General features: G+C 64.5%; 6 protein-coding genes. 5 read left to right on the forward strand and 1 reads right to left on the reverse strand.

Annotated elements, in window-relative coordinates; all coding sequences use genetic code 11:
• The first annotated feature begins 24 nt into the window (after positions 1 to 24).
• The 3 genes from recC to recD are packed head-to-tail and all read left to right on the forward strand — an operon-like array spanning position 25 to position 8434.
• Complete coding sequence (recC, locus tag ONR57_RS13790; protein ID WP_265124081.1) at positions 25 to 3300, forward strand: exodeoxyribonuclease V subunit gamma; 3276 nt, start codon at positions 25 to 27, stop codon at positions 3298 to 3300.
• Positions 3297 to 6584 (forward strand): UvrD-helicase domain-containing protein, encoded by a 3288-nt coding sequence (locus tag ONR57_RS13795; RefSeq protein ID WP_265124082.1) that lies wholly within the window; start codon positions 3297 to 3299, stop codon positions 6582 to 6584. Before recC ends, ONR57_RS13795 begins: the two co-directional genes overlap by 4 nt.
• Positions 6581 to 8434 carry an exodeoxyribonuclease V subunit alpha gene (recD, locus tag ONR57_RS13800; protein WP_265124083.1) on the forward strand — a complete coding sequence of 618 codons (1854 nt, stop codon included), beginning with the start codon at positions 6581 to 6583 and terminating at the stop codon, positions 8432 to 8434. The genes ONR57_RS13795 and recD overlap by 4 nt, the downstream gene beginning before the upstream one ends.
• On the opposite strand, the gene ONR57_RS13805 is transcribed toward recD, so the two are convergent.
• Complete coding sequence (locus tag ONR57_RS13805) at positions 8427 to 9407, reverse strand: magnesium transporter (RefSeq protein ID WP_265124084.1); 981 nt, start codon at positions 9405 to 9407, stop codon at positions 8427 to 8429. The two genes, recD and ONR57_RS13805, sit on opposite strands and share 8 nt — an antisense overlap.
• A gap of 99 nt (positions 9408 to 9506) precedes the next feature.
• On the opposite strand from ONR57_RS13805, the gene ONR57_RS13810 reads away from it, so the two are divergent.
• The gene (locus ONR57_RS13810; RefSeq protein ID WP_265124085.1) at positions 9507 to 10034 is read left to right on the forward strand and encodes a DUF1697 domain-containing protein; all 528 of its coding nucleotides are present in this window, start codon (positions 9507 to 9509) and stop codon (positions 10032 to 10034) included.
• Between the two features lie 25 nt (positions 10035 to 10059).
• Positions 10060 to 11097, forward strand: a complete 1038-nt coding sequence (locus ONR57_RS13815; protein ID WP_265124086.1) for an LLM class F420-dependent oxidoreductase — start codon at positions 10060 to 10062, stop codon at positions 11095 to 11097.
• Positions 11098 to 11113 lie beyond the last annotated feature (16 nt).

Genomic DNA, 11113 nt, shown 5'->3' on the forward strand with positions numbered 1-11113 from the left:
TGGTGCGGAAGGAGTGGCGGCACAATGCTGTATCTCCATCGCGCGGAGTCCACAGCGCAACTCGCTGAAGAACTAGCGAGGGTGCTGTCGCGGCCGCTCGCTGATCCCTTCATGCCCGAGGTCATCGCGGTCCCGGCCAAAGGTGTAGAGCGCTGGCTTTGTCAGCGTTTGTCGAGCGTGCTCGGTGCTCATACGCCCGCCGCGACTGATGGGATCGCAGCAAACATCGCATTTCCCTCACCGGCGAGGCTTGTATCGGACACCATCCAAGCCGTGGAGCCGACTACCGACGGCACCGACCCCTGGGATGCTGAGAGCGTCGTGTGGAAATTGCTTGACGTTCTCGACGCCTCGCTAGACGAGCCCTGGTGCCGAGTTCTTGCCCGGCATTTCGGCTACCGCCCCGGAGCGCCGCCCGACTTCCGGGTGGGCCGGCGCTACGCCACCGCCGCACACCTCACCCAGCTTTTTCGCCACTACAGCGCGGAACGGCCAGGACTGCTCGCCGATTGGCTAGCCGGCAGAAACAGCGACGGCGCGGGAGGCCGGCTCGACCCTGATCTCACCTGGCAGCCACACCTCTGGCGCGCGTTGCGCAGCCAGGTCGGACACCCCAGTCTCGCTGAGAGACTGGACTCGATGTGCGAAGTCCTACGCGGCGATCCTGGGACCGTGCCACTCCCCGAACGTGTCTCGCTATTCGGGCCCACTCGCCTCACGACCGAACAACTCCAGGTGATCAGCGCCGTGGCAGCGCACCGCGAGGTGCACATCTGGGTTCCGCATCCAAGCCCGGCCATGTGGTCGCGGCTCGAAAACTGTTCCGTCCCGGGCCGCCGGTCCAGCGACACCACAGTCCGTCAGGTCAGCAACCCGCTGCTCGCCAGCCTTTCCCGAGATATCCGAGAATTCCAGCTCCGCGTCGCCCCGCTCTGCGACGAGGTGCACCACCACGAAACCCACACGGAATCACGATCGCTGCTGGACCATCTCAAATCCACTATCCGGCACGATCAGCCGCCGCAGCCGGGCGTTCGGAGGGACGCATCAATACAAGTTCACTCGTGTCATGGGATTTCACGGCAAGTGGAGGCGCTGCGCGAGAGTTTGCTGCACCTCTTCAGCGAGATTCCCGATCTAGAACCGCGGGATGTCCTCGTCATGTGCCCGGATATCGAGACGGTGGCGCCGCATATTCGCGCGGCATTCGGTCAGGACATCGCGACCCATCCAGGTCAGCAGCTGCGGGTGCGCCTCGCTGACCGAAACTTGCGCCAGACAAACCCGCTGCTCAGCGTCGTATCATCGCTGTTGATGCTCGCTGGAGGACGCGTCACCGCGTCCGAACTCCTCGATTTCGCCGCAGCCGGGCCGGTACGTCGTGCGTTCCGGTTTAGTGACGACGACGTCGAACGTCTGCGTGAGTGGACAGCAACGTCCGGTGCGCGCTGGGGGCTCGGTGAACTGCAGCGAGCGCGCTTCCGTCTCCGCGGATTCCCGCAGAACACATTCGAAACAGGCCTTGATCGCATCTTGCTTGGAGTGGCGGCCGACGAGTCTGATTCAACGTGGATCGACAAAGCACTCCCCCTCGACGACATCGGCAGCGGCGATATCGACCTCGCCGGGCGCTTCGCCGAGTTCATCGAGCGGCTCGAGTCCGTGCTTGGCGGGTTGCAGGGGGCGCGTCCCGCCCGCGAGTGGTCGCAGCAGCTCGTCGACGCGCTGGACCTGCTCACCGACGTCGCACCCGCAGATGCCTGGCAGGCTGGCGAGGCGCACGCCGCACTCGGTGACGCCACACGGTTCAGCGGCGACGTGACTGTGCGTCTATCCGACGTCCGCGCCCTGCTCGACAGAGTGCTGGCGGGCCGGCCGACGCGCGCGAACTTTCGCACTGGAGAACTCACCGTGTGCACGATGGTTCCCATGCGGTCGGTGCCCCATCGTGTCATCGTGCTCCTCGGCCTCGACGACGACAGATTCCCGCGCGGTACGACTACGAACGGCGACGATGTCCTCAACCGCGACCCGTGCATCGGGGAACGTGACCCGCGCAGCGAGGACCGGCAGCTGCTGCTCGACGCGATCATGGCCGCACAGGACCGGCTGTTGCTGTTCTACACGGGTTGCGACCCTGTCACCGGCACTCGCCGGCCGCCTGCGGTGCCGCTCGGGGAACTAATCGATGCGCTCACAGCCATGACTGGGGGTTCGCCGATCGTCACCCATCCCCTGCAGCCGTTCGACGCACGCAACTTCGATCCTGCGGATCCCCGCAGTTTCGATGTACACGCGCTTGCCGGAGCGCAGGCCAACCAACAGCCACCAGTCCCGCTGCCACCGTTCCTTGCAGCGCCGCTGCCCGTGCGCCCCTCGGATATTGACCTCGCTGAACTGGTCGCTTTCTTCACTCACCCCGTGCAAGGTTTCCTCCGTCAGCGGCTTGGCGTCGTTTTGCCGGCCGACGATGAAGAAATCGAGGATACCTTCAGCGCGCAGATCGACGGGCTCACAAAGTGGGACATCGGCGACCGAATGCTTCAAGCCGTGCTTTCTGGCCGCACCATCGGAGATTTCCGCGCCGCGGAAATGCGGCGCGGCACACTCCCCCCGTTCACTCTAGGGATGCAGATCCTCGACGACATCAGCGAAACAGTTGACATCCTCGCGACGACCTCCCGAGCCCTCCATCAGGGGCCGTCCGCGACCTTTGACATAGCAGCTGACCTCGGTGATGGGCGCAGAGTAGTCGGCACCGTCAGCGGTATCCACGGCGAGACGATTGCGCGAACCCTATACTCCCGGCTCAGCCCAAAGCACCGTTTGCAGGCGTGGCTGCAACTCGTCGCCTTAGCAAGTAGCGTGCCCGGGCAGTGGCGCGCCGTCACCACAGGACGCGGCCAGCGGCACCGGCCAGCGTGGCGCTCGGTACTCGTGGCCCCGGAAAACCCCATCGAAATCCTCCGTCATGCCGCGGACCTTCGCGACCGTGGTCTCGCAGAGCCGTTGCCCTTCGCCGCGACCGCCTCCGCTGACTACGCCACACGCAGGCATTCCGGCAGCACAGTCAAGGATGCGATGGAAGGCGCGAGCTCGACATTCAACGACAAGTACGGAGATTGTACCGACGAGCACTATGCGTTTGTGTTCGGAAATGACGCGCCGTTCGAACAGATGACGGCGCTGCTCCCGCGAGTGGACGAGACCACGTGGTATCCGGAGCCCACCCGCTTCGGAGTGCTGGCCTGCAGGGCATGGACACCACTGCTCGACCATGAGTCGCTAGGGGAACCGTGAACTTCAACCTCACCGGCCCGCTCCCAGAGGGAACCACCGTCCTCGAAGCCAGTGCTGGCACGGGCAAGACATACGCGATCGTCGGGCTGGCCACCCGTTACGTCGCCGAGGGTTACGCCGAGCTTTCACAGCTGCTTCTTGTGACATTCAGCCGTGCCGCCACTCAAGAGCTTCGCGAACGGACACGTGAACGCCTTGCCTACACAGCCGCCGCCCTGGCTGACGTCAGCACGGCGATACGACACCGTGACCCGCTCGTCCGGTATCTGGCAGCTAGCGGCCCCGAAGAAACCACGCTCCGACACGACCGCCTCGTACACGCCCTGTCAGACTTCGACGCAGCAACAATCGCAACCACCCACGGGTTTTGCCAGCGCATGCTCGACAGTCTCGGGCTCGCTGGCGAACATGAGCCACACGCCGCATTTACCGAGTCCATCGATGATCTCGCGGCTGAGGCGATCGACGACCTGTATTTGCGGCGATACGCCGGTACCGCCGCCCCCGCTATCTCCCCCGCGAACGCGCGTGGTGCCGCACTCGCCGCGATCCAGGACCGGCAGGCGGAACTCGCACCCCGCAACGCCGCCGAAGACAGCGAATCCTGGCACCTCGTCACATTCGCGGAAGCTGTTCGGACCGAGGTTGAGCGCCGCAAACGCATGGCTGGCCTGCGCACGTACGACGACCTGCTGGTGCTGTTGCGCGACATCCTGGCCGACGAGACACAGGGCGAAACCGCATGCGCCCGAATCCGGCGGCAGTACCGAGTCGCACTCATCGACGAGTTTCAGGACACCGATCCTGTGCAGTGGGAGATCCTTTCGCGCGTTTTTCACGGGCACACCACTCTCGTGCTCGTCGGCGACCCAAAACAGGCGATCTACGCGTTTCGCGGGGCGGAGGTCCTCAGCTATCTCGACGCGGCCCGGCAAGCGGAAAGCTATCAGCAGCTCGGCACGAACTGGCGCAGCGATGCAGGTCTTGTCGATGCGCTCCAGCATCTCTACGGGGGCGCCGCGCTGGGACACGCGGACATCACCGTGAGCCCCGTGGCAGCGCACCACACCGTGCCGCGCCTGGCTGGGACGGTGCCGCTGCGCCTGCGTTACCTGGGCAGGACCGGACATGGACCGCTTAACAAATCCGGCTTCCCCAGTGTAGGGCGTCTGCGCAGCCATATCGCGCGCGACCTCGCAGTCAACATTGCGAGCCTGCTGCGCAGCGAGCGCACGGTGACCATCGATGGCGCAGACCGCCCGGTCGCGCCCAGCGACATTGCAATTCTCGTGCGGAAATGGACGACGATCCCGGCAATACGTGCCGAACTGGACCGCCTCGGTGTGCCTTCGGTTCTCGCGGGCGGTGCCAGCGTGTTCACCACCCCGAGCGCCCGCCATTGGCTGTGGCTGCTGCATGCACTGGAACAGCCACACCGGCCGGGTCGCGTCCGTCTCGCCGCGCTCACTCCGCTGCTGGGATACCGGCCGAACGAACTCGATGATGACGAGATGGCGGCGCTCAGCGGAAATCTGCGTTCGTGGGCTGAACTGTTCGCCACCGCTGGATTCGCCGCGGCGGCTGAACGCATCGCCGTCCACACCGAACTCGACGCACGGCTCCTGCGGCACGAATCCGGCGAGCGTGAACTCACCGACCTTCGGCATCTCGCCCAGCTCCTCAATGCGGCAGCATTGGAGAACGCGTTCGGTATCACCGCCCTCGTACGCTGGCTCGCCCGGCGCATACAGGAGCCGAACACGGTGGGCAGTTCTGACCGGAGTCAGCGACTTGACAGTGAAGCAGCGGCCGTACAGATAGCGACAATCCATAGCAGCAAAGGACTGCAGTTCCCAGTCGTGTACGTTCCACACGCCTGGGATGGTGCGAAAGACCGCTTTCCCGCATCGTTGTTGCTGCATGACGACCACGGCACCCGCATTCTGGACATCGGTCGCAGCAGCGGCCCCGATTACTACCGGCACCGTACCCTCTCTCACCGTGAAGACGCCGGTGAGGAGTTGCGCCTGCTGTACGTTGCGCTGACGCGGGCGCAATGCCATGTGGTCGTGTGGTGGGCTCCCGGATTTGGAACGGATGCCTCTCCGCTCCAGCGCTTGCTGATGGGACGTGCGGCTGGCCAGCCTGGCGCGGCGGCGGAACCAGCGCTGCCGGCGAAAGTAGCGGATGACAACCGGGTCGCAGAGTATCTCCACCAGTGGGCCGCGCAGATGCCGGACCTCATCTCCGTCGAGCCTGCCGCACTCGACAGCGAAACAGCTCTCGTCTGGGAGAGGCCAGAGGAACCCGTGGAGGAACTCGCGGCGGCGCGCTTTCACCGTTCGCTGGACGCACGCTGGCGCAGAACGTCGTACTCGGCCCTCATCGCTGCCGGACACAACACTGCAGGGGTGAGCAGTGAACCGGAAGAGCCCACGATCACCGACGAACCGGACGCGGAAGCATTCCACACGACGAGCGCAAGCGGAGCGCCTTCGCTGATGAATGAGCTTCCCGCGGGCGCGGTCTTCGGCACACTCGTGCACGAAATTCTCGAAACCGTGGACACGTCAGGGGACCTCGCCACGGAGTTGCGCCAACAGTGCGCGGAAGCTATTGCACGGCGCCACTCAGACGCCGATGCGGAGGTCCTCGCATCCGCGCTGCACGCCGTCATGACCACACCAATCGGCGGGCACGGCACTCTGGGGGACATCGCGCCCGGAGATCGGCTACCGGAGCTGGATTTCGAGTTTCCCCTCGCCGGTGGTGACTCGCCAGTCTCGAGTCTTGTCACCGTTTCTGACATCGCACGCCTGCTGGCGAAACACGTGCCCGCCGACGACCCGCTGGCGTCATACCACCGCCGCCTCGTGACGGTGCAGCCGCCGCCGCTGCGCGGGTATCTGACGGGGAGTATCGACGCGGTGTTGCGCGTGCCCGGCCCCCGATATCTCGTCGTTGACTACAAAACGAATCGGCTCGCGCGCGGTGACCTGACCGTCGGGCATTACTCTCCCGGCGCGATGGCGGACGAGATGATGCACGCCCATTACCCCTTACAAGCACTGCTTTACTGTGTAGCGCTGCACCGGTATCTGCGCTGGCGGCAACCCGGCTACGCACCGGAGAGACACCTTGCCGGCGTGCAGTACCACTTCGTGCGCGGAATGATTGGACCGAGTACGCCTGAAGGTCATGGTGTGTTCGAGTGGCACCCACCGGCAGCGCTGATCAGCGAGCTTTCCGACCTCCTCGCCGCACGAGACGGGACCCAGCCATGACAGTCCAATCGGTGCTCAGGGCCAGCGGAATCCTTCGGGAGTTCAGCGAAGCAGGTGTCCTCGCACCCGCTGACGTGCACGTGGCGGTGCGTCTGCAGAAACTTGCTGGTCAACAACCCGACAGTGTTCTCCTCGCTACCGCGCTCGCGACCCGGGCAGTCCGGCTCGGATCGGTATGCGTCGACCTGCACCGACTGGCGGAAGTGACGGTGGAATCCGGCACCGACCTCGACGCCCTCCCCTGGCCCAGTGCAGAGACCGTCGTCGCGGATTTGCGCCGAAGCACTCTCGTCACCGGCGGTGAATTTCCGCTTCGTCCGCTGCGCCTCGTCGACACCACCGAGGGCGAACTGCTATACCTCGACAGGTACTACCGGCAGGAACAGTCGATCCGCCGGATACTCGATGACCGCGCACAAAGCGCGCCCAGTGTCGACGACGGCCAAATCCGCGCCGCGCTCGACCGTCTGTTCCACGACTCGGAGGGTCACCCTGCCCCGCCGCCGGATCGGCAGCGCGTCGCCGCAGCACTGGCCGCCACCCAGTGGACCACCCTGATAGCAGGCGGGCCAGGTACGGGGAAGACGCATACCGTGGCGAGGATCCTTGCCCTCCTATACACCATGCATGGTGCAGGCCTGCGGGCTGGTCTTGCCGCCCCTACCGGCAAGGCTGCCGCGCGGCTCGAAGAGTCGATCAATGAGCAATCGGCCAATTTGGCGCTGCCACCGGGATTGTCGGCGATGACTCTGCACCGGCTCCTTGGCTGGCGGCCGGGCAGCCGTAATCGGTTCCGGCATGACGCGCACAACCGGCTGCCCTACGACGTGATTGTGCTCGACGAGACGTCCATGGTGTCGCTGACGATGATGTGCCGGTTACTTGAAGCGGTCCGTCCAGATGCACGTCTCGTCCTGGTCGGCGACCCTGACCAGCTCACATCTGTCGAGGCGGGCGCTGTGCTCGCCGACTTGGTCGCGCGGCCTGAGACAGCGCCGACGACGCCGAGCCCTGTGCTAAATCGCGTCATCGAGAGAGATATCAATGCGCGAGATGACCCCAGCGAATCCCGGCTGAGCGAATTCGAGGAGCGGCGCCTGCACCGCGGTGTGATCCGGCTCAGCCGCGGGCGGCGATTCGGCGGTAACATCGCCCGGCTAGCCAGCGCGGTCCGGGATGGCCAGGCCGATGATGCACTCGGCATTCTGCACAGCAACTGCGACGACGTCTCGTTGTGCTTGCCCGATGACCTCGACGCTCTGCGCGCGGACACGGTTGATGCCGCGCGCGCCGTCACTGACTGCGCACGCGCTGGCGATATCGGTGGTGCGCTTGCGCAATTGGAGGGTCATCGGCTGCTTTGCGCGCATCGTGACGGTCCGTTCGGAGTGCAGCTTTGGGCGCAGCAGGCCATGGACTGGGTGAGCGAGGCGTCCGGGGAGCGCATCGACCCGTACCACTGGTACCCGGGTCAGCCTCTACTCGTCACAGAGAACGATCACGATGCGAAGGTGTACAACGGCGATACCGGGGTTGTTGTGGCACGCGGCAGCGCCCTGGTGGCGGCCTTTCAGCGTGGCGCTGAGCCATTGCTGCTGCACCCCAACCAGCTCGCCTCCGTTCAGACTGTGTACGCGATGACAATTCACCGCAGCCAGGGCAGTCAGTACGACACCGTGAGCGTCCTTCTGCCGGAAAGTGATTCGCTACTACTGACTCGTGAACTGCTGTACACAGCGATCACGCGTGCCCGGCGGCACGTCCGCATCGTCGGCACGGAAGACTCGGTGTGTGCCGGGATTGCGAGACAGGTGCAGCGGGCAAGTGGGCTGCGCCGCGTGTTCACGTGATGAGAGCCGCCGCCGTCAAAAAATAGATCAGGACAGACAGAACGTCTTGCACCACGGTCGAAAGGGGTCCGGAACCGTACGCGGGGTCAGCGCCAAATTTGCTGAAAACTACGGGCAGAATCATGGCAACCAGCGTCGCGATGGAACTCGCGGCGAGAATCGCGACTCCGACGGCCAGCGCGAGATCCGCATGGCCCCAGCCCCACCAGATCAGGGGCAGCGCGAGAGCCGCGAGGAGCAGTCCAAGTGCTATCCCCGTCACGGCTTCGCGCCCGGCTACACGCGCAATGCTGACACCCACAGAGAGCCCGCGGATCATCAAAGCCTCCGTTTGCGTACCGACCGCGTCCGCGATGTACACCACTCCTGGCACGAATAGCGCGATCAAGACCTGGCGTTCCAGTTGTTGCTCGAACTGGCCCACGATCAGTGCCGAGACCATCGCTCCTGCTAAGCCGACGATCAGCCACGGCACTCGGTGCCAAAGCCGCCGCATGACTGGTTCGGATAACGCGTGGCGCGCGGAACGGGTGGACGCGAGATAACCGGCCAGCCGTGCCACGTCTTCGTCGTGTTCCTCCAACAGCACGCCAATGAGACGCTGCGGCGGAATCAGTCCCACGAAGTTGCCGGCTTCGCTGACAACAGCGAGCCCCGGCTCGCCATGCTGCACCGCGGTCCAAGCCGCATGTTCCTGATCGGCTCCGGGACTGATTGTGGGCGGGTCCGGATCCATCACGCTGCTGATCTCCGCCTGCGGATGCGCAGCGAGCAACCGCTCGAGGGTTACCAGCCCCGTTAGCCGCGGCCCGTCGCAGACGGCGATGACGTCCGCGCAGTCGAAGCTTCTTCCGGGAAGCGTCCCCAGCACGTCCGCTACCTGGTCGCCTGGCCGGGCGATCGGCACCCGCGATGATGCATGCTGAGCCGCCGTCCCAAGTGCATTGCCCGAAAGCCGCGCGTTATCTGCCACCCCGCCGCCCACCTTCTCGCACGAGCCGTTCTTGAATTACCGGCTCCGTCATAGAATTCAACACCTGTCAGCACACTCCCGGCAGAAGAAGGGACCTTGTTGAGCAAAGCCCGCCTGTATTTCATCCGCGCGATCAATGTCGGAGGTGCGAGCCTGCCGATGGCCGAGCTGCGTTCCATCGCAGTGACCCTTGGCGCAACCGGCGTGCAAACGTACATAGCGTCAGGCAATCTGCTGTGTGTACCGCCAGATGACGCGGATGCGTTCGAGCGACAACTCGAGCGCGCCATCAAGGATCAGTTCGGGTTCTTCCGTGAGGTGATCTCGCGGTCACGGCCGGAAGTTCAAGCAGCCCTCGCGGCCTACCCGTTCAACGTCCTCAACCCGAAATTCTCGTACATCACGTTCCTCCAATCGCAGCCCACTCCGGATGCGGTCGCACGAGCGCGCACGTTCGACACCGGCGCCGACCAGTGGGAGGTGATCGGCCGCGAGATGCACATCAGGTACGAAGACGGGGCGGGAAGACCGCAGATGAAAGACGCGTCCATCATGCGCGCCCTTGCAGTCGCGGGAACGGCACGCAATCTCAATACAGTGCGGAAACTGCTCAGCATCAGCGAATAAGAACGCACAACGATAACCTGTTCTAATGAAGCTAGGATTACAGCTCGGGTATTGGGGTGCTCTGCCACCAACTGACACGCTAGAACTTGTTACTGCCGCGGAGGACGAAGGATTCAATGCGGTCTTCGCTGCCGAGTCATGGGGCTCGGACGCCTTCACTCCCCTGGCGTGGTGGGGCTCACGAACGCAGCACGTCCGGCTCGGAACATCCGTCGCCCAGATCTCGGCGCGCACGCCGACGAACTGCGCGATGCATGCGCTGACCCTCGACCATCTCAGCGGCGGCCGCCATATCCTGGGGCTTGGCGTTTCCGGGCCGCAAGTTGTCGAGGGCTGGTACGGACAGCCCTTCGCCAAGCCACTCGCGCGAACCCGTGAGTATGTGTCAGTCGTGCGTCAGGTACTCGCGCGTGAGCATGCGGTTTCCAGCGAGGGGCCACATTATCCGCTGCCCTATAAAGGGGCGGACGCAACCGGGCTCGGCAAGACCCTCAAGCCCATCACACACCCGCTGCGCGCCGACCTCCCGATCTGGCTGGGCGCGGAAGGCCCCAAGAACGTCGCGCTTACCGCCGAGATAGCCGACGGGTGGCTTGCCATCTATTTCTCTCCGCGCCTCGCCCCCATGTACAACGAGTGGCTCGACGAAGGATTTGCGCGCGCAGGAGCGCGGTGCACCCGTGAGTCATTCGAGGTGGCCGCGACCTGCCAGGTCATCGTCACTGCCGATCGTGCGGCCGAAATCGCGAAGCTGAAGCCCATAACCGCCCTCTATGTCGGCGGAATGGGGGCACCCGAACTCAACTTCCACGCTCAGGTGTACCGGCGGATGGGCTATGGCGACGTTGTCGACGAAGTCACTGCACTGTTCCGGTCCGGCAAGAAGTCCGAGGCCGCCGGTGCGATTCCGGATGAAATGGTTACTGAAACGCTGATCATCGGGGACGCCAGCGAGGTGCGGGCCGGAGTGCGGCGATGGCAGGAGGCCGGCGTAACGATGCTCATCGTGACCTGTCCGGACGTTATGCATGTGAAGCAACTCGCAGCAGCCGTGCAGGAGTAGAAAATCAACCCTTGCG

It is taken from the genome of Hoyosella sp. YIM 151337 (assembly GCF_026041215.1).
Classification (GTDB): domain Bacteria; phylum Actinomycetota; class Actinomycetes; order Mycobacteriales; family Mycobacteriaceae; genus Hoyosella.

Bases quoted from the DNA above. Each gene is read 5' to 3' on its own strand.
- recC (WP_265124081.1), top strand. From the start codon at position 25: ATGCTGTATCTCCATCGCGCGGAGTCCACAGCGCAACTCGCTGAAGAA.
- recD (WP_265124083.1), top strand. From the start codon at position 6,581: ATGACAGTCCAATCGGTGCTCAGGGCCAGCGGAATCCTTCGGGAGTTC.
- ONR57_RS13815 (WP_265124086.1), top strand. From the start codon at position 10,060: ATGAAGCTAGGATTACAGCTCGGGTATTGGGGTGCTCTGCCACCAACT.